We start from the raw sequence: 18,998 nt of genomic DNA on the forward strand, positions 1-18,998 counted from the left end.
ATCAGTAAGCCCTTTCGAGCGGTAAAGTAGAACATCTCAACAAGCCTTCCATTTTAGCGGTTTCGTTATAGGGCACACGCTCCACAACAAACCCTCTGCGTTCCAATTCGTCATTCAGACGAGTAAAATGTTGCTCACTGATGATTACCTCAGGTGAAATCGAAAACACATTCGAGTTCATGTGATACATTTCTTCTTTGGTGATTTCGATACAGTTTTCCTCCCCAAAATGACTCACCACTAGGTGATAGTCTTTTTCATTTTTGAACCCGCCTTTGTATATGATACATTGGTCATTACCTATAGGTTGAAAACAGCAATCCAAATGCAAAGCATTTTCCTTAGGCTCATCGTCAGACTTTTTTAGCTCAAAAGCATAAAATTCACAATTGGGAAATTGGTCTCTTAGAAACTCTACACCCGCATGATTGGTTCTGCTTACCTTATATGCATGGTAGTCTTCGTCTTCTGAGTAGCCGATATACAGCTTTTCTTTCCAGGGCATCACATCTCCACCTTCGGCATAGGCACCAGGAGGCATGCGTAGCACTTGATCTGAAGGGATTTGCTCCAAAATATAGTTTATGCCATCTCTTTCGCTTGCACGATCATCTATGATATTAGGTACTATGAATTTGTCTCCAATCACAAAACCGATATCTCTAGCAAATACCTGATTGGTATCGGGCAAGACTGCAGGGCGATACACCTTCACACCATGCTTGGTCAGTACCTTTGCTACAGCATCCATTTCTTTCACTATATCCTCTTCTATTGGAAAAGTACCATCGAGTATGTGTTCCCTAGATTTGGGATCATAGGCCTCACTGATATCTGGCACGCCTCCGAAACTCTCCCCTGTACCCAGCACTACAGATCTGAGTGGAGCGGTCTCGTCTTTTATTAAAATATTTATCATCAATTTTTGGATTTTTGGGAGGGCAAATTTAATAGGAATTTTAGCAATTACGATGATGCGTATTAAACATAAATTTGTTGATATTTGTTGGTTTACCAAGAGCAAAAAAACACGACAGTGATTCGATGAAAAAGTATTATGACTTAATTGATCAAACCTTTTATTTTCCTACAGCAGAATTTGAGGTTAAAAACAAAAATCTCTCATTCAACGGTGTAGACCTAATGGAGGTAATAAAGGAACACGGAACGCCTCTAAAGCTGACCTACCTTCCTAAAATCTCCGAAAAGATCCAATCGGCAAAACAGATTTTTGCTCAAGCGATTCAGAAGAAGAAATACAATGGCTCGTACACGTACTGCTATTGTACCAAATCGAATCACTTTTCTTTCGTAATGGAAGAAGCCCTTAAGAATGATATTCATATCGAAACATCATCGGCATATGACATCAACATTGTAGAAACGCTTTTCGAAAAAGGGCTCATCACAAAAGACACCTACATCATCTGTAATGGCTACAAGCGACCACACTATCTTGAAAAAATCGCTAGTCTCCTCAATGCAGGCTTTAAAAATTGCCTCCCCATATTAGACAATTTGATGGAGCTCGACTACTACGATGAGCACGTAAAGCAACCGTTCAAAATGGGCATGCGACTGGCGGCAGACGAAGAACCTAATTTTGAGTTTTACACCTCTCGCTTGGGCATTCGCTATAGTGATGTGATCGATTATTATCAAAACCGCATCAAGAGCAACTCGAAAGGTCAGCTGAAGATGCTTCACTATTTCATCAACACAGGCATCAAAGATACTTCGTACTACTGGAGTGAACTGAGCAGGTTTATATACAAGTATGCCGAACTCAAAAAAATATGTCCTGAACTAGAAGCAGTAGACATCGGCGGGGGATTTCCTATTAAAAACTCTTTACACTTTGAGTACGACTACCAGTACATGGCCGAGCAGATCGTGGAAAACATCCAATGGATATGTAAAAAGAACGGAGTCGAAGACCCTAATATCTTTACCGAATTCGGCAGTTTTACCGTAGCTGAAAGCGGGGCGACTATATACTCGGTACTGGATCAGAAACTACAAAATGACAAAGAACTTTGGTATATGATGGATGGCTCGTTCATCACACATATGCCAGACGTATGGGGGATCAATTCCAAGTTTATCATGCTCCCACTCAATCTTTGGGACAACCATTATCATCGAGTCAACATTGGAGGTTTGACCTGCGACAGCATGGACTATTATGATTCAGAGGCACACATCGGAGAAGTGTTTTTGCCTGTGATAGAAAAAGAGCAAACCTTATATTTCGGGTTTTTCCATACTGGTGCGTATCAAGAATCGCTAGGCGGCTATGGTGGTATCCAGCATTGTCTGATCCCAGCACCAAAACATATTCTGATCGACAGAGATAAAAATGGAGAGGTAGTCACGAAAGTATTTGCCGAAGAACAATCGAGTGAACAAATGATGAAGATATTGGGTTATAAATAAGTGCTATGTCAATTGGGCAGAGAATTTGACTTGCGTTAGACATTAGCATATTTTTCTCATAGTTTCGTAAAAATTAAACATTAGCAGCATTTGAACAAAAGTCTAGTCATCATCCCCACTTTCAATGAAAAAGAAAACATTGAAGACATCATTCGAGCAGTTTTTAATTTAAAAGCTGATTTCGACATATTGGTAGTGGACGACAATTCACCTGATGGCACTGCGACTATTGTAAAAAACCTACAGTCCGAATTCGGCCAACTCCACATGCTAGAGCGAGCTGGCAAAGAAGGCTTGGGCACAGCATACATTACAGGTTTCCAGTATGCATTGGATAAGGGTTATGAGTTCATTTTCGAAATGGATGCTGATTTTTCTCACAACCCTGAAGACCTCATAAAACTCAGGGCTGCTTGTGCTCATGGCGCAGATCTATCCATCGGATCACGCTATATCTCAGGCGTAAATGTGGTCAATTGGCCCATGGATCGCGTACTTATGTCCTATTGCGCCAGCAAATACGTGCAGTTCATCACAGGCATCCCGATCAAAGACACCACGGCAGGATTTAAATGCTATACTCGAAAGGTACTAGAAACGATAGGCCCAGACAACGTTCATTTTGTGGGTTATGCCTTTCAAATTGAAATGAAATTTTTGGCATGGAAATATGGATTCCACATAGAAGAAGTGCCAATCATTTTCACAGACCGCACCAAAGGACTTTCTAAAATGTCTCGTGGCATCTTCAAAGAAGCTGTGTTTGGTGTGATTCAGATGAAAATAAAAAGCCTTTTCAAAAAATATATACCTGCCTGATTGAGGCATCAATAATCTTTATCTTTTCATTGCGATAAGTGATGCCATACTTTAACTTTCAGTATAGTATTTGCCCTTCTTTGCATATATCAGAATCATAAAATCAAATAACCATGAAAGAAAATAAAGTCATAGTCGAAAAATTGAATGAACTCCTTGCTGATTTTCAGATTTACTATCAAAATCTCAGAGGCTTTCATTGGAATATACAAGGGAAAGAATTTTTTGAGCTCCATGTCAAGTTCGAAGAACTGTACACAGACGCTGCCATGAAGGTGGACGAAATAGCCGAAAGAATCCTAACCATAGGAGGCACTCCGCTTCATAGCTTTGAAGACTACCTAGCCACAGCACAAATCAAACCAGTGAAAAATGTTCATGACGGTGTAACCTCTGTAAAAACAGTAGTAGCTAATCTAGAGCAAATCGTAGCTAAAGAAAAAGAGATGAAAGATTTGGCCGGAGAAGCCAATGATGGAGGCACTGAAGATCAGATGTCTGCCTTGATCGAAGAACAAGAAAAAACACTTTGGATGTACAAAGCCTGGTTGAAATAAAATCTCGTCTTTCCAAGAAACAGAAAAGCAAACCCCATAAGGTTTGCTTTTCTGTTTTCTAAATAAAAACATTAGTCAGATAATGATTTCGAATATCTCTATCTAAATGTAAAAAACTGACCCTAAAGCCAAAAAGGCTATCAGCATATATCAATTCCCTTAAAAAGGGACAATAAGAAATTTCAGTTTCCTTAATATTGTTGAGAATCTAATTTTTATTTACTCCACTGCGCATTAATTTAACCCTCACAAGAAACAGCACGAAATGTACATCAACTTATCAGGATTGAATATACTAGTGACCGGTGCCAGCAAAGGAATCGGCAAATCGATTGCATCCAAGCTTGCCGAAGCTGGAGCCACAGTAGCCGTACACTACAACAAAAACATGAGGGAAGCAGAAAATCTCGCACACGTGCTAGGCAACGAATCCCGAGCTTTTCAAGCCGATCTTTCTAAAAAAGACGAAGCGGCCAATCTATTTGATCGTGTGATCCTAGAAATGGGAAGCATAGAAATCCTAGTAAACAATGCTGGAATAGCCAAAGCAGCTGACATAGGAAGCAAAGAGGCTGATTGGATCAAAGCATGGAATGAAACCATGCAAGTCAATTTGAATTCGGCTGGAATTCTTTGTAAAAAAGTAATCGAACACTTCCTAAAAAGAAATAGCGCAGGGCGCATCATCAACATTACCTCTAGAGCAGCCTATCGCGGCGACACTGCGGAGTACATGGCCTATGCCGCCTCAAAGGCCGGACTCGTATCCCTAACCCAAACCATAGCGAGAGCATATGGAAAAAATGGTATTAAAGCCTTCAACATAGCTCCTGGATTTGTGAGGACTGACATGGCCAAAGAAGCCATGGAAAAGTACGGAACAGACCATGCGACTGCTGACATTTCGCTAGAGCGAATGACCGAACCAAAAGACATCGCCCCTATGGTCACCTTTTTGGCAAGTGGCATGGCTGACCATGCCACAGGCAGTACCATAGACATGAATGCAGCCAGCTACATCCATTAATCTGGCCCAATTACCACAAATAAGAATAAGAGAAACAAGAGCATAAAAACATAAAAAAGCAAATCTGTTCTGAAGTATGTTCGATACTTCATATAAAATTCTTTTAACTTATTCATTCTGCAATGTTTTAACCCAACTTCCTCAATACCTGAGTTTTCGGCTAAAATAATATGTATTTATCCAACACCCATTATAAGGGTCTTTCTTACCTTTGTGAAAAATGATTTAACATTAAAAAAAACAACAATATGCCCAAAGGAATATACGCTGTACCTGTTCCTGAAAACGAACCGGTACTTTCATACGCCCCAGGAAGCCCAGAAAAAGCCGAACTGAAAGCCGAACTAAAGGCCATGAGAGGCAAAAAAATAGATGTGCCTATGTATATCGGGAGTGAATTAGTCACTACTGAAAACAAAAAAAGAATGGCTCCCCCACATGATCACAAGCACACCTTGGGTCACTTCAACTATGGAGATGCCTCTCATGTAGAGCAAGCGATCAACGCAGCCATGGGTGCCAAACAAGCATGGGCTGAACTGTCGTGGGAGCACCGGGCAAGTATCTTTTTGAAAGCCGCCGACTTAGTCGCTGGCCCATATCGCGCCAAAATCAACGCTTCGACCATGCTGGCTCAATCCAAAAATCCGTTTCAAGCGGAAATCGATGCTGCATGTGAATATATCGACTTTCTGAAGTTCAATGTAGACTTTATGACGCAGATCTATGCCGAACAGCCAGAGTCTGCACCAGGCATGTGGAACCGACTAGAACACCGACCACTAGAAGGCTTTGTATTTGCACTTACACCGTTCAATTTTACCTCGATCGCTGGCAACTTGCCCGCAGCACCTGCTATGATGGGCAACACCGTCGTGTGGAAACCAGCCGAATCACAAGTATATTCCGCACAGATTTTAATGGAAATTTTCAGAGAAGCTGGCGTACCTGATGGTGTCATCAACATGGTCTATGTAGATGGACCTGTAGCTGGAGAAGTCGTATTTAATCATAAAGACTTTGGTGGGCTGCACTTTACTGGCAGCACAGGTGTATTCCAACACCTGTGGAAAACCATTGGTGAAAACATAAGCAAATACAAGTCGTACCCAAGGATCGTTGGAGAGACAGGCGGCAAAGATTTTATCATTGCGCACAAATCAGCTGACGCTAAAGCATTGGCCACAGCCATCACCAGAGGTGCTTTCGAATTTCAGGGACAAAAATGTAGTGCAGCATCAAGAGCCTATATCCCTGACAACATCTGGAAAGAGGTCAAAGATTATATCATAGAAGATCACAAGAGCATCAAAATGGGCTCTCCAGAAGATTTCACCAATTTCTTTAATGCAGTAATCGACGAAAAGGCTTTCGATAAAATTTCGAAATACATAGACGCTGCGAAGGAAAGCAACATGGCAGAAATCATAGCGGGTGGAAATTATGATAAATCGGAAGGATACTTTATCCAACCGACAATCATCGTGGCTAAAGACCCTATGTTTACAACCATGTGCGAAGAAATATTCGGGCCTGTGATCACAATCTATGTGTACCAAGCTGAGCGATTCGAAGAAGCATTGGAGCTAGTAGACAGCACCTCTCCTTATGCATTGACTGGAGCTATCTTCTCTCAAGACAGGTATGCGATCGAACTAGCGACTAAGAAACTAGTGAACGCAGCGGGTAATTTCTACATCAATGACAAGCCAACAGGTGCAGTAGTAGGGCAGCAGCCTTTCGGTGGATCAAGAGCATCTGGCACCAACGATAAAGCAGGTTCAATGCTCAATCTGCTGAGATGGGTATCACCAAGAACGATCAAGGAAACATTCAACCCTCCGAAGGATTACAGATATCCTTTTATGGAAGAAAAATAAGGTTTCTGAAAACAAATAGGATAGACTGTACCTTTGATCAGGTACGGTCTTTTTTTATGTGCGATTTTTAAGGAATTTCTCCAGTTTGGCTACTGCTCTTCCTCTATGAGAAATAGCATTTTTATCTGCAGCAGACATTTCTGCAAATGTCTTGTCATATCCTTCAGGTATAAATATAGGATCGTATCCAAAACCCTCCTGGCCTCGAAGCTCTGTTATAATACGCCCATTTACTATACCTTCAAATTGGTGAGTTTCCCCCTCAAGGATCAAGGTAATGACTGTTCTGAATCGTGCAGATCTATCCGAATGCCCTGCTAGGTTTTTCAACAACAACTCCATATTGGCTCCGTTGTCACGTCCCTCTCCTGCATAGCGAGCAGAATACACCCCTGGTGCGCCTCCTAAGGCCTCTACCTCTAACCCTGTATCGTCAGCAAAACAAGAAATTTGATATTGACTAGTTACAAAGTCTGCCTTGATTTTAGAATTTTCGTCGAGTGTAGTTCCCGTCTCTGGAATCTCCTCTACGCATCCAATATCCGTCAATCCAATGATTTCGAAATCAGTCAAAATTTGATTAATCTCCTTGAGCTTATTCTGATTATGAGTAGCAAAACAAATTTTCACAACTATGTGGGCTATGGGCGGAGATTGACTAAAGTCACATCAAATATGACCACACTATTAGCAGGTACAGCACCGCTACCAGCAGACCCAAAGGCAAACTGAGAAGGGCTCATGATCAATACATTTGAATTGAGCATCATATCGGACTGAGCGTCTTTAAGTGCCCACCTCAGGCCAAATGGCCAACTAAAATTAAGCCCTGTTCCGTTCTCTGAAAAGTTAACCGTTTGAGGTGCGTACAGTGTGTTTTCTTGATATAAAGTATAGTCTAGTGGCTCTTTAGTGTTTGACAAATTGATCAGTGTAGTTTCTATCGCCATGTCCTTATTTACTACAGTATCTTGAGGCACAGACCCAATGTAAAGCGTATCGCTATTAAACGACTGAGCAGTACCGCTACCCGCTTCTGCATTCCATCTTTCTACCCAAGCCAAACTATCTTCTTCGATAGCTACAGCAGAGTTAGAAGTACTGTAGATTTGATTGTCGTCAAATTTATATACCATGTGCAATGACATGATGTCGTTAAGTTCTGGTATTCTAGTGACTGACGCAGGGTTGGTAAGGACGTATTTGATGCCATATCCAGCATCTACCACCTGACTTTCGTCAATATTATTATCTTCTATATATTGTGCAATCACAATACTGTCCGTAATGGCTTGTGCCAATGAATCGGCTTTATATTCATCGTATGCAGATGTATCTTCTACGGGGGTCTCACAAGAAACCATTATCAGCATAGCCACAGCCACGCCCCCAAGAAATACCGTATTCATTCTCCTCATCATTCCTATTTTTTATCAAAATCTACCAGCTTCACATTAAATTTCAAATCTTCATTTGAGCTAATGGAACCTCCTCCGTCTTTTCCATACCCCAAATATGATGGGATAAAAAATGTAGCCTTACCACCTTTTTTCAACAGGGCAATTCCTTCGTCCCAGCCTTGAATCACTTGCCCCTCTCCAAGAGTAAAGCTAAGCGGATATCCTCGGTCGTATGAAGAATCAAATTTACCATCATTTAGATGGTACCCTGTATAATGCACACTCACTACGTCTCCTTTTTCTGGAGTATCTCCTGTTCCTTCTTCCTCGATATAATAGACCAAACCTGAATTTGTTGTCTTATAGCCTGGGTATTCATCCCCATACAATTCAAGGTATTCCTCCATACTGATATATGGAGAAGGGTCTCCATTATCATCTTTACATCCCACAAGTACCCATGCACTCAATACGAGCAATCTGAATATTCCACCCAACATTTGTAATACCTCTTTCATAATCTTTTAATCTATCCCTATTAAATGAATATCGAATTTTAAGTCTTCCAGAGGTCCTATTGTACCATAGCCATATACACCATAAGCCAACTGATAGGGAATATAAAGTGTCCCTTTTCCTCCTTTTTTGAATAGCGCAATTCCTTCGTCCCAGCCTGGGATCACTTGGCCTTCACCTAAAAGAAAGGAAAAAGCTTCATTTCTATCATAAGACGAATCGAATTTGGCATCATCCTCTAGATGATACCCCGTATAGTGAACGGTAACGGTTTGGCTTTTGGTAGGAAAATCACCAGTTCCAGGATCATTTATAACATAAACAATCCCAGAACTGGTAGTTTTATAATCAGTAATCTTATTTGTCTCCAAATATTTTGCGATCGTTACCCGGGTAGAGTCTAGTGCTACAAGGTCATATTCAGAACCTATTTCTGGTTCATTGTCACACGAAGCAAAAGCCAACCCAATATAGATCAGGCATATAATTACCGATAGTTTCATTCTGTTTTTTACTGAAAATCAACCAATTCTACATCAAACTTGAGAATAGAATTAGCAGGAATGCTACCTGCCGCTCTCTCTCCATAAGCTAATGTACTTGGGATGTAAAGCGTTGCCTTAGCTCCTTTGTTTAACAAAGCGATACCTTCATCCCAACCCATGATTACTCTTCCTTGTCCTAAGACAAATCCAAATGGAGAACCTCTGTCGTACGACGAATCAAACTTAGTGCCATCTAGTAGTGTACCATTATAATGTACAGACACTTGATTACCAGCTTGTGCATTTTCTCCTTCTCCTTCTTCAGTGATCACATATCTCAACCCAGATTCAGTAGTCTGTGCAGTGATTCCATTATCAGCCAAATACTGATCGATGATTTCACCATCCTTTTTAATTACTTCGGCTGCATCTTCAATCATTTTAGCTTGTGCTGCTACTCTTTCTTCTTGGGCTTTAGCCTGAGCTTTTTCGTATTCTTCTTTTTGGAAGGCTTGAAATTCTTCAGTAGTCATCATAGAAACGATCTTAGCATAAAAAGTCACATTGCTAGCCGTATCCAAACTATCTGGCACAGCAGTTTTGAAAGTATTTTCATACAAATCCTTAGCTGACACTTCAAAAGTAGCACTGTCTCCTACTTTCATGATCTCCAATGCTTCATACATGGTACCACTCGTAGCCCACACTTCTTTGATGTATTGGATTGGCACAGGCCCACCAGCTTTAGCAGAACTCCACTGTTCGTTGCCCTTATCGTTTAGGTATTTCATGTTCAGTTGCAGAATGGTACTATCCTTGAGTTCAGGGCCGTCACCTTTTTCTACAATGTTTACTATGATACCCGATTTTGTAGTTCTGTTTTCACTGCATGCAATGCTAAGAACTGAAATAGCCAATACGGCTAATAGCGCGTTATACTTCATAATTTAATTCCTTGGTCTGTTTTAATACTAAATCTCTAAATAGGTTGATGGTGTCTTCCAGACTATCTGTAGTGGCACCGCCAGCAGCGTTTTTGTGTCCGCCGCCATTAAAATACTTTCTTGCTAACTCATTCACAGGAATGTCTCCAAATGAACGAAATGAAATTTTCACTTGATCTTCATACTCAATAAAAATGGCCGATACATGAATATCTTCTACTGCCAAACCATAATTCACCAAACCTTCGGCATCTCCTGTTTGATATTTGAATCTCTCCTTATCGGCTAAGGTGAGGTAAAAATAGGCTACGTGGCTGCCTTCTATGATTTCCAACCGTTCATTCAAAACAAAGCCAAGCAGCCTCATTCTATCCAGCGAGTTGTCATCATATACTTTGTGGCTTACCTTAGCCACATCAGCACCTAACTCCATTAGACTAGCTACTATATTGTGTACATGAGGTGTAGTGCAGGGCAGCTTAAAATTACCTGTATCTGTCATCAGCCCAGCATACAAAGCTTCCGCCATGCCTTTGGTAAGCTTTTCAGCATCTCCCATCATCTCTATCAGGTCATATACTAGTTCGGCAGTAGCTGCGGCTTCCGTACTCCACAACACATACTTAGCAAATGTCTCTGGATTTAAATGGTGATCGATCAATACCTTTTCAGCGTCGGAGTCTGCTACAAGCTTACCTAAGTTTCCAATTCGCTTGAGGCTAGAGAAATCCAGACAAAATATTAGGTCTGCATTTTCCACTAGGTATTCGGCCTTTTCTTCATTTCCCTCAAAAATGAGCACATCATCATTACCTTCCATCCAGTTCAAAAACTTAGGATAGTCCGTAGGGGTAATGACACAAACCTGATGGCCTTGTTTCAATAAATACCCCGCAAGTCCCAGAGAAGACCCTAATGCATCTGCATCAGGCTTGATGTGGGTGGTGATCACAATTCGCTTTGGAAGCTCCAATAACGCTTTAAATGCTGCTAAGTTTTGCATCGATGATGTAAAAAGAAGTTGCAAAAGTGGTGAAATTTATTCGAAATGCAAAAGCGCTGAGAAACTACAGATTATGATTCACAATGAATTCTTTTGATCGTCGAATATTAGCCCTAATTTTGCGGGATTTTCAGAACAAATAAGACTTAGATAATGGCTAATAACAGAACATTTACCATGATCAAACCAGATGCCTTCAAAGACGGTCATACTGGAGCGATTACAAAAATGATAGAAGATGCAGGCTTCTCAATCAAAGCAATGAAGTTGACACAACTGACCTCTGAGACTGCTGGGGAATTTTATGCAGTACACCGCGAGCGGCCTTTCTACAATGATCTATGTGCATACATGTCTTCGGGACCTATCGTAGCCATGATTCTCGAAAAAGACAATGCCGTAGAAGATTTTAGAAAATTGATCGGAGCAACTAACCCTGCAGATGCAGCCGAAGGAACGATTAGAAAAATATTTGCTAGGTCTTTAGAGTCCAACGCCGTACACGGTTCTGACTCAGACGAAAATGCCGCCATCGAAGGCTCATTTTACTTCTCTGATTTAGAAAAAATCAAGTAGTCAATAAAAAACTACTACACCATTGGGGAGGCTGTTTTACCACATCAATCAAGCTGGTGAAACAGCCTCTTTCTATTTTTTGAAAAATTTGCTACGTACCCAGCGTGGCAAAAAGATGGCACCCAAAAGCAGGTAAGGGTAGTAAGACATAAGCCTCCAGAAGATACTAGACACAAAAGTATAACTCCCTAGATACTCGTTGAAAAACTGATTGAAGAAGAACTCTGCTGTGCCCGAGCTCCCTGGTGTAGGAGAAATGAGCATCACGATCCACATGATAATCTGACGGCTAAAAATAACCATATGCTCTGGTACTGTAATCTCCGCATAGGCAGACACCAGACTATTAAGCATGAGGTACCGAGCCGTCCAAATGAATACTGTAGCCAGACAGATTTTCACCCAATAGCTGGCCATTTTCCCTTTGATTTCGCTAGAAGCGATCATGATTTCATCGCCATACTGATTGGCTTTTACCCTCCATTTCCTTAGAAACTTAAGCGCAGTTACTTTCAGCAAAAACCACTTGAATGCTCTAGGTTTCACAAACAGACCATACGACATCACCAAAGTATAAGTAGCGATTAAGCTATAGCTTAAAAAGAAAAAGAACTGGAGACTACCTCCAATCTGCACATCAAAGGTATGGATAGATGGGAAAATCACTCCTTGTGTCAATAGCATCACCACAGGTGCCGCCACTACAAAAAATAAATTATCCAATATAGCTGTCAGCATCACATAGGCCAGTGATTTACCAAAATTAATCCCTTCGTAAGTCAGAATAAAAACAGCTACTGCAGTACCTCCCACCACCGATGGAGTAACTGCTGAGGCAAACTCCCATAGGATAATCACCACGATACTGCTCTTCCATGTCAGCTCCTGATTAGTCAGGGTACGAATGCGGTAAGCATAACCTGCATCTCGCGCCAACAGCACTAAAAAGGCCACAAACACTGACGACCACTTCGCATCGAAGATCAAACTCAGGTTGTCCGCTGTAATATTATCATCGAAATAAAACAACAGGAATACGATTCCCAACCCAAATAAAATGGGCACCCATACATTGTTAGGATTTAGAACTTTGAAGGCACTCTTCTTACTGATATCCATCAATCGGCCGCTACGGTCTCCGTTTTTTCTATCCAAAAATTATTGAACCCCTCGCCTATTGTGATCTGAACCAATTGCATTTGCAGCAATTCTAGAATGGCGAGGAAATTGAAAATCACAGCGATTTTTTCAGGCTTTTGTGCCATCACCTCCGTGAATGCCATCCTTGGGCTGCTTTCCAAAGTGGCTAATATATGCTCCTTCTGACCTGATATGGTATAAGGATACTGAACTACCTTATGCTCCACCTTGTTTTGCTCCGACTCATATCGGTGCAATACCTTTTGGTAAACCTTCAAGATTTTGAACAAGTCTAAGTTCTGAAGTTCGGCTTCCACATTGCTCACCTCCGACAAGGCTCGAATTTCTTTAGCTAGGTTACCTCTTTTTTCTCGATCTAGCCGATTAGACTCTAACGCTACTAGTTCAGCAATCACTGACTTGTATCGCTTGTATTCAAGCAAGTGACGTACTAATTCTTCTCTTGGGTCTATCTCATTACCCTCCTCATCCAGTACTGGACGTGGGAGCAACAGCTTCGCCTTGATCCGCATGAGCGTAGAGGCTACAAGGATAAATTCGCTAGCCACTTCCACATTCATCTTTTCGAGATGCTTGATATAATCGAGAAAGTCGTTGGTGATTTTAGAAATCGGAATGTCATAGATATCCAGTTCGTCTCTTTGTATAAAAAAGAGCAACAGGTCGAATGGACCTTCGAACAACGGTAGCTTGACTTCAAATTTCAACAGCAATACATTTAGTCAGTTTCAAAGGTATCATGATTACTTGATTTGAAAAAACTTGTGCTTACTTTGATTTGGGCTTTTTATAGATTGGTACAGCGCTACAGGCTTCGCCGTACATAAGGCTCGACACCACAGGACTCAACAGCCTTGTAATCTCTACGTAAGCGTACGCTGGCACAGGAAATTTTCCACAACCTTTGATGATTACTTTTTGGTCTTCAAATTCCTGAAGGTCTATTTTGGCCAAAGCCTTCTGAAAAAGGTGATTTTCCAAATGCGACAGATCTCCAAACGCAAAATCCTTGGCATATGGCTCTAGCGCAGAAGCCAAAAGCATGTAGGCCCAAGTAGGCACAATAGCATCTACACTACAGTGTACCGCTACATTTTTATTTTTATACTCTTCCCAGTTGTGATCTTTTACAAAGGCTCTAAAATCTTTTTCTCTGAGTACCAACTCATTGTACAATTGATCTTTGATATCTATCTGCACCCTCGGAGACTGATCGTAATACTTCTCTAAATCGAAGTTGATCAATACACTATTCGCTACCTTATTTATTATTTCTCCTTCCATTATTTGAATGATGATGCGGTTCTAAATTCTTTTAAATAAAACGGCTCAAAACTCACAACGTTTTCAAAAGCCTGCACTTTAAACTTAGCATGTGCTAAAAGTGCCACTTCATCTGCCGAAGGCACAATATCGTCTACAAAAGAAGCATTCGGATGCGTGATTACCTCCTTAGACTTGCCAGAACCATCGCCAAAAAACAGCACACGTTGGCTAGCCAGCACATCTTCATAGGCATACTCTTTTAGTATGACTGGAGCTGTAGGAAGCACGACCTCAAATCTGTCATTGTAAAGCGCCGCATAAACCTCCATCCTACGTGCATCAAGCATTGGGCAGTAGAGCCCCTGATCCGAAGATCGGCGATAAAGCTGGTAAGCCATGGCCTCCAGCGTATTGATGGCTATCAAAGGAATATCTAAGGCCAAACAAAGACCCTTTGCAGCAGATACACCAATACGTAAACCAGTGTAAGAACCAGGCCCTTCGGCCACTGCCACAGCAGACAAATCTGTCATTTGACAACCCGCATTGGTCATCATCTGCTCGATCATGACATGGAGCAGTGTCGAATGAGATTTTTCTATCGAATACAATTGCGACCCAATAAGTTTGCCCTCTTGGAGCAATGCAACTGAGCCACTACTAGATGAGGTATCAATACCGAGTATTAAAGACACTGCAGTAGAATTTATTGATTTAAAATTTTAGAATAAGCTTTGGAATCCGCCAATAGTTGAGCAGCCTGTATGACTGTTGGGTCATGATCCAAGCTGGCCTCCATCATTCCCGTATGAAAATAATATCGGCTAATAATCTCTTCCTCAAGCATGAATTTGATATCATCTTTGAAGGTTTCAAGGTAGTTTTCTTTAAGTGTACCTACCTTTATTTTCAATTTTTCTATGGCTGGTTTCATTCCATCATAGTACTTTTCCTTTTTGGCCATTTTCTCCAAGGCAACTATGGCATCATCCATCTGCGAGGACAGATTGAATTCTTTTCCATCGACCCAAGTCACAAAATCCGAATATTCCTCATCCGACAAATTGAAGGCTCTTGGTGCTGAGATCTCAGGGTGTACAAAGGCATACTCAGTGGCATAGTCAAAAATTAAATTTTGACTCACCATATTATAAAGGAGATTAGAAAATTTCCGTGGTTCTACTGACAAATCAGGTTCTATTCCTCCCCCATCATATACCGTCCTGCCTTTACTCGTCTTAAAAGCCACTTTAAGAGAGTCTGGTATTTCTCCTACACTACCATCTTCGTTACGATGAGAATAATCAATAGCCTGAATACATCTACCACTTGGGATATAATATTTAGCTGTGGTTATTTTCAACTGAGAGTTGTACGGTAATGGCCGTGTAGCCTGTACCAGTCCCTTTCCAAAGGTACGTGTACCGACAAGTATACCTCGATCGTAGTCCTGCACCACTCCTGACACGATCTCCGCAGCCGAAGCTGTAGATCTACTGGTTAGTACTGCTAATGGGATGTCATTATCTGCGGTAGGGTATGGTGTTGAATAAGTTTTATTCCATGACGCCATTTTCCCTTTGGTGCTCACGACTTCCTTGCCTTGCTCCACAAACACATTAGCCACTTTGACTGCTTCGTCTAACAAACCTCCAGGATTGTCTCGTAGGTCCAGAATTATTTTGGTTGCTCCTGCGCTTTTTAAGCTATCTAGTGCATTTTTCACTTCACTACCTGCATCTGTGGTGAAATCACTCAGTTTAATAAAACCAGTAGTCTCATCATACATGCCATAATACATCACATTGTCAATGGTGATTTTAGAGCGAGTCAAGGAGACATCAAACGGTTTTTCGATTCCATAGCGCTTGATCGTTAATTCGATATCAGATCCTGGCTGTCCTTTGAGCAGTTCGCTGATCTCTATGGACGATTTCCCTTCAAGATTCTGATTATCTATTTTTAAGATTTCATCTCCAATCTTCAAACCAGCTGAATGTGCTGGATAGCCCACGTAGGGCATGATCACAGTGTTGGCATTACGTCTCTTTCCTACAATAGCGCCAATGCCTCCATATTCACCAGTGGTAGCGGTACGGTAATCCTCAATATCAGCTTCAGAAATATAAGCTGCATAGGGATCGAGCGACTTGAGCATAGCATCTATTCCATCTCCGATGAGTTCTTCACTAGACAATTCATCCACATAATGTGTATTGAGCTCTCTATAAAGAGTCGCGAAAATGTTGATATTTTTCGATATCTCGAAACTATGATCGCCACTAAGCCAAGTGAATGAAAACAAGCCTACCAACAACACTATTCCAACTACCCCAATTACTACTCTCTTCATATCAAATGAATTTTATCAAACCTGTGTTTACTTGTCCAATTTGGCTTTTAAACGACTGATTGAATCGACAAGTTTAGATGCCACAAAACTATATGGATGGATTTCCTTCGCAGTGTAAATATAGGCAATCACCAGAAATTTACCTTCGGGCAAGACATCACTCAACAGGTATTTGTGCAGCCGATAGGACTCTCGCATTAATCGCTTGATACGATTGCGATCTACAGCTCTTTTAAAGTTTCTCTTGGACACGCTAATCATCAATTGGTGACAGCTCGCCTGCTCGTCCGCTAGAAGAAACCGTACGGAGAAGGGATAAAAATAAAAAGATGCTCCTTTGGCAAAAAGAGCATCAATTATTTTTTTACTACTCAATCTTTCCGATTTCGGAAAGGAGCAATTTCTATATGTTTGATTTTTTCCTTCCATCAAGAAGGAATAAAGCTAACCAAGATTCTTATTTCTTGTGCTTTCTTTCGTCAGAAACCGTCAGTTTTTTTCTGCCTTTGGCTCTTCTTCTTTTTAGTACAGCTCTTCCTGATGCGTCTTCCATTCTGGCTTTAAAACCGTGCTTATTTCTTCTTTTTCGCTGAGAAGGTTGAAATGTTCTTTTCATCTTTTATAGTATTTTTTATCTCTAGATTTCCAAATGCCCCTAACTACTATCCTGACGCAGCTTGAAAAAATGGAGTGCAAAAATAGAGAGCTTTTCGATAATAACAAAGTCTGAATCAGATAGTTTGACCAATATCAGATAATAATACTTCTCTAGGTTGACATATCAGATCCATTTCTTCAATATTTGCGCAAAGTAAACCCAATAACTATGATTACCTGTCGCCTTTCATTTCCGAATCCTCTCACTCACCTGCTACATATTGATTTGAAATTCCAAATCAATACACAAGCTTCCCTCGATTTAATACTGCCTGCTTGGAGGCCTGGCAGATATGAATTGGCCTCTTTTGTGGAAAATATTCAACGTTTTTCGGTCATGGATGAAAACGGCTCTTCACTGAAATGGCATAAAACTCGCCCAAACATATGGAGAGTAGCTACTAATCAAACAAAGGAAATAACGGTAAGCTATCAATACTATGCCAATAAAATGGATGCAGGAAATTCCGTTTTAGATGATCATCAGATCTATATCAACTTCATCAATTGCATATTCTACACACACCTACATCAAACAGAAGAAATCAATTTGGTCATAGACATTCCAGCAAACTACAAAGTAAGCTGTAGCTTGCCGAACCCTACACTTGGAGTATATCAAGCAGCAAACTACCAACAATTGGTGGATGCACCACTACTTGCCAGTCCAGATCTAAAGACCCTCAATTATGAAGCAGGAGGATGCCTATTTACCATTGCTATTCTAGGCGCATGTCCACTCACTGACGATGAAATCATTACTGACTTCAAAAAATTTAGCGAAAGCCAGATCACAGCCATGGGAAGTGCTCCTACCCAGCAATATGATTTCATCATTCAATCCTTAGACTATCCGCATTACCATGGCGTAGAGCACCAAAACGCTACCGTACTCGTACTCGGTCCTAATGACGAATCGCAACACGCTGCCTATTATGAAAAATTGATGGGTGTGGCGTCTCACGAATTATTTCATGCATGGAATGTAACCAGAATTCGCCCTACGGAACTATCCCCATATCAGTTTGATATTGAAACCATGACCGATACAGGGTTTGTAACTGAAGGATTTACCACTTACTATGGTGATCTATTCCTCAAACAATCAGGTGTATTTACACAAGATGAATATTTCAAAGAAATAAACACCCTACTGAAAAGACATTTTGAAAACTATGGCCGATTCGAAAGCACCTTGATTCAATCTAGCCAGAATCTATGGGTAGATGGCTACAAGAATATATTTCCATCAAAAAAAGTATCCATCTATGTCAAGGGGGCCTTGTGCGCGCTAATTTTGGATTTAACGATACGAAAAAACACCAAACATGAGGCGCATTTGATCGAGGTAATCAAAAGGCTATACGCCAATCACACCTACAACAAAGGCGGGTATAGCCAAGCGGACGTTTATCGAATTTTGCAGGAAGTGGGAGGCCAAGATTTGCAGTCGTTGCTCGCTTCCTTATATGAAAGCACAACCTCTCTGGAACCACTCTTACAAAAGGCACTGGATTTCGTAGGATGCACGCTCATCAGCCAACCTCACCCCATAACACTGACTAGCAAATTCGGAATCAGGTGTCAAGGAGCTGCGATCAGCGAAATAGCTCCAGGCAGTAGCGCAGAAGAAAAATTGTCCGTAGGTGATGAAATATTGAGATGGAATGGAGAAGCATTCCACTCAGAAAAGGCCAACGTACTCGTTTCCAACTTTGTACGCATAAAAAGGGGCGCTCGCCTGCTTGATATTAACCTAGAACCAAATGACAAAAGCTATTTCAGCTCCTACGAAATCGCCATAAAGACTCAAGCATCTGACGAACAACTAAAAAATTTATCCCTTTGGCTATCAAATAATCAAAAATAAATTTTGGCTCGCAGCCTAAAGCCGTACATTTGCTCATGCTTTTCTATG

21 protein-coding genes are annotated in these 18,998 nt (G+C 41.0%); 7 read left to right on the forward strand and 14 right to left on the reverse strand.

Translation table 11 applies throughout. From position 1 onward, the window contains the following. Position 1 precedes the first annotated feature (1 nt). Entirely contained in the window at positions 2-919 is a 918-nt protein-coding gene (locus N7E81_RS01305) for a dimethylarginine dimethylaminohydrolase family protein (RefSeq protein ID WP_263051478.1), read from the reverse strand. 125 nt (positions 920-1,044) lie between these two features. Here N7E81_RS01305 and N7E81_RS01310 point away from each other — a divergent pair, with 125 nt between their 5' ends. The 5 genes from N7E81_RS01310 to pruA all read left to right on the forward strand — a co-directional run bounded on the left by N7E81_RS01310 (position 1,045) and on the right by pruA (position 6,719). Then, positions 1,045-2,436 (forward strand): type III PLP-dependent enzyme domain-containing protein, encoded by a 1,392-nt coding sequence (locus N7E81_RS01310; protein WP_263051479.1) that lies wholly within the window; start codon positions 1,045-1,047, stop codon positions 2,434-2,436. Positions 2,437-2,526: 90 nt separating this feature from the next. Next, a complete protein-coding gene (locus N7E81_RS01315; RefSeq protein ID WP_263051480.1) occupies positions 2,527-3,255 on the forward strand; it encodes a polyprenol monophosphomannose synthase in 729 nt (242 codons plus the stop codon). 113 nt (positions 3,256-3,368) lie between these two features. After that, complete coding sequence (locus N7E81_RS01320; RefSeq protein ID WP_263051481.1) at positions 3,369-3,812, forward strand: Dps family protein; 444 nt, start codon at positions 3,369-3,371, stop codon at positions 3,810-3,812. 265 nt (positions 3,813-4,077) lie between these two features. Beyond that, positions 4,078-4,839, forward strand: coding sequence for an SDR family NAD(P)-dependent oxidoreductase (locus N7E81_RS01325; RefSeq protein WP_263051482.1), 762 nt, complete (start codon positions 4,078-4,080; stop codon positions 4,837-4,839). A 248-nt stretch (positions 4,840-5,087) separates the two neighbouring features. Further along, positions 5,088-6,719 carry an L-glutamate gamma-semialdehyde dehydrogenase gene (gene pruA, locus N7E81_RS01330; protein ID WP_263051483.1) on the forward strand — a complete coding sequence of 544 codons (1,632 nt, stop codon included), beginning with the start codon at positions 5,088-5,090 and terminating at the stop codon, positions 6,717-6,719. Positions 6,720-6,773: 54 nt separating this feature from the next. Here the strand turns inward: pruA and N7E81_RS01335 are convergent, their stop codons facing one another. Genes N7E81_RS01335 through N7E81_RS01360 form a run of 6 tightly spaced genes read right to left on the reverse strand, consistent with a single transcriptional unit; the run spans position 6,774 to position 11,067 of the window. Then, the gene (locus tag N7E81_RS01335; protein ID WP_263051484.1) at positions 6,774-7,349 is read right to left on the reverse strand and encodes a non-canonical purine NTP diphosphatase; all 576 of its coding nucleotides are present in this window, start codon (positions 7,347-7,349) and stop codon (positions 6,774-6,776) included. 11 nt (positions 7,350-7,360) lie between these two features. Then, positions 7,361-8,140, reverse strand: coding sequence for an FKBP-type peptidyl-prolyl cis-trans isomerase (locus N7E81_RS01340; protein ID WP_263051485.1), 780 nt, complete (start codon positions 8,138-8,140; stop codon positions 7,361-7,363). A gap of 2 nt (positions 8,141-8,142) precedes the next feature. Continuing rightward, entirely contained in the window at positions 8,143-8,637 is a 495-nt protein-coding gene (locus N7E81_RS01345; RefSeq protein ID WP_263051486.1) for an FKBP-type peptidyl-prolyl cis-trans isomerase, read from the reverse strand. 6 nt (positions 8,638-8,643) lie between these two features. After that, positions 8,644-9,138, reverse strand: coding sequence for an FKBP-type peptidyl-prolyl cis-trans isomerase (locus tag N7E81_RS01350; RefSeq protein WP_263051487.1), 495 nt, complete (start codon positions 9,136-9,138; stop codon positions 8,644-8,646). 8 nt (positions 9,139-9,146) lie between these two features. Beyond that, positions 9,147-10,064, reverse strand: a complete 918-nt coding sequence (locus N7E81_RS01355; RefSeq protein WP_263051488.1) for an FKBP-type peptidyl-prolyl cis-trans isomerase — start codon at positions 10,062-10,064, stop codon at positions 9,147-9,149. Then, complete coding sequence (locus tag N7E81_RS01360) at positions 10,054-11,067, reverse strand: DHH family phosphoesterase (RefSeq protein ID WP_263051489.1); 1,014 nt, start codon at positions 11,065-11,067, stop codon at positions 10,054-10,056. Before N7E81_RS01360 ends, N7E81_RS01355 begins: the two co-directional genes overlap by 11 nt. A 153-nt stretch (positions 11,068-11,220) precedes the next feature. Here N7E81_RS01360 and N7E81_RS01365 point away from each other — a divergent pair, with 153 nt between their 5' ends. After that, the gene (locus N7E81_RS01365) at positions 11,221-11,643 is read left to right on the forward strand and encodes a nucleoside-diphosphate kinase (protein ID WP_263051490.1); all 423 of its coding nucleotides are present in this window, start codon (positions 11,221-11,223) and stop codon (positions 11,641-11,643) included. Positions 11,644-11,715: 72 nt separating this feature from the next. On the opposite strand, the gene N7E81_RS01370 is transcribed toward N7E81_RS01365, so the two are convergent. From N7E81_RS01370 to rpmH, 7 genes are all read right to left on the reverse strand, one after another. After that, complete coding sequence (locus N7E81_RS01370; protein WP_317624058.1) at positions 11,716-12,798, reverse strand: lysylphosphatidylglycerol synthase transmembrane domain-containing protein; 1,083 nt, start codon at positions 12,796-12,798, stop codon at positions 11,716-11,718. Further along, complete coding sequence (locus N7E81_RS01375) at positions 12,762-13,511, reverse strand: segregation and condensation protein A (RefSeq protein ID WP_263051491.1); 750 nt, start codon at positions 13,509-13,511, stop codon at positions 12,762-12,764. The genes N7E81_RS01370 and N7E81_RS01375 overlap by 37 nt, the downstream gene beginning before the upstream one ends. Before the next feature lie 61 nt (positions 13,512-13,572). Further along, positions 13,573-14,088, reverse strand: coding sequence for a DUF2480 family protein (locus tag N7E81_RS01380; protein WP_263051492.1), 516 nt, complete (start codon positions 14,086-14,088; stop codon positions 13,573-13,575). Beyond that, a complete protein-coding gene (gene tsaB / locus N7E81_RS01385; RefSeq protein WP_263051493.1) occupies positions 14,088-14,765 on the reverse strand; it encodes a tRNA (adenosine(37)-N6)-threonylcarbamoyltransferase complex dimerization subunit type 1 TsaB in 678 nt (225 codons plus the stop codon). The genes N7E81_RS01380 and tsaB overlap by 1 nt, the downstream gene beginning before the upstream one ends. A gap of 11 nt (positions 14,766-14,776) precedes the next feature. Further along, positions 14,777-16,423 (reverse strand): S41 family peptidase, encoded by a 1,647-nt coding sequence (locus N7E81_RS01390; protein ID WP_263051494.1) that lies wholly within the window; start codon positions 16,421-16,423, stop codon positions 14,777-14,779. Positions 16,424-16,450: 27 nt separating this feature from the next. Beyond that, positions 16,451-16,852: a ribonuclease P protein component gene (gene rnpA / locus N7E81_RS01395; RefSeq protein ID WP_263051495.1), complete on the reverse strand. Its 402-nt coding sequence runs from the start codon at positions 16,850-16,852 to the stop codon at positions 16,451-16,453. A 28-nt stretch (positions 16,853-16,880) separates the two neighbouring features. After that, positions 16,881-17,039: a 50S ribosomal protein L34 gene (gene rpmH / locus N7E81_RS01400; protein WP_263051496.1), complete on the reverse strand. Its 159-nt coding sequence runs from the start codon at positions 17,037-17,039 to the stop codon at positions 16,881-16,883. Between the two features lie 210 nt (positions 17,040-17,249). Here rpmH and N7E81_RS01405 point away from each other — a divergent pair, with 210 nt between their 5' ends. Further along, on the forward strand, positions 17,250-18,950 hold the full coding sequence (locus N7E81_RS01405) for a M61 family metallopeptidase (RefSeq protein ID WP_263051497.1): 1,701 nt from the start codon (positions 17,250-17,252) through the stop codon (positions 18,948-18,950). Positions 18,951-18,998: the final 48 nt, after the last annotated feature.

The organism is Reichenbachiella carrageenanivorans (genome assembly GCF_025639805.1).
Classification (GTDB): Bacteria; Bacteroidota; Bacteroidia; order Cytophagales; family Cyclobacteriaceae; genus Reichenbachiella; species Reichenbachiella carrageenanivorans.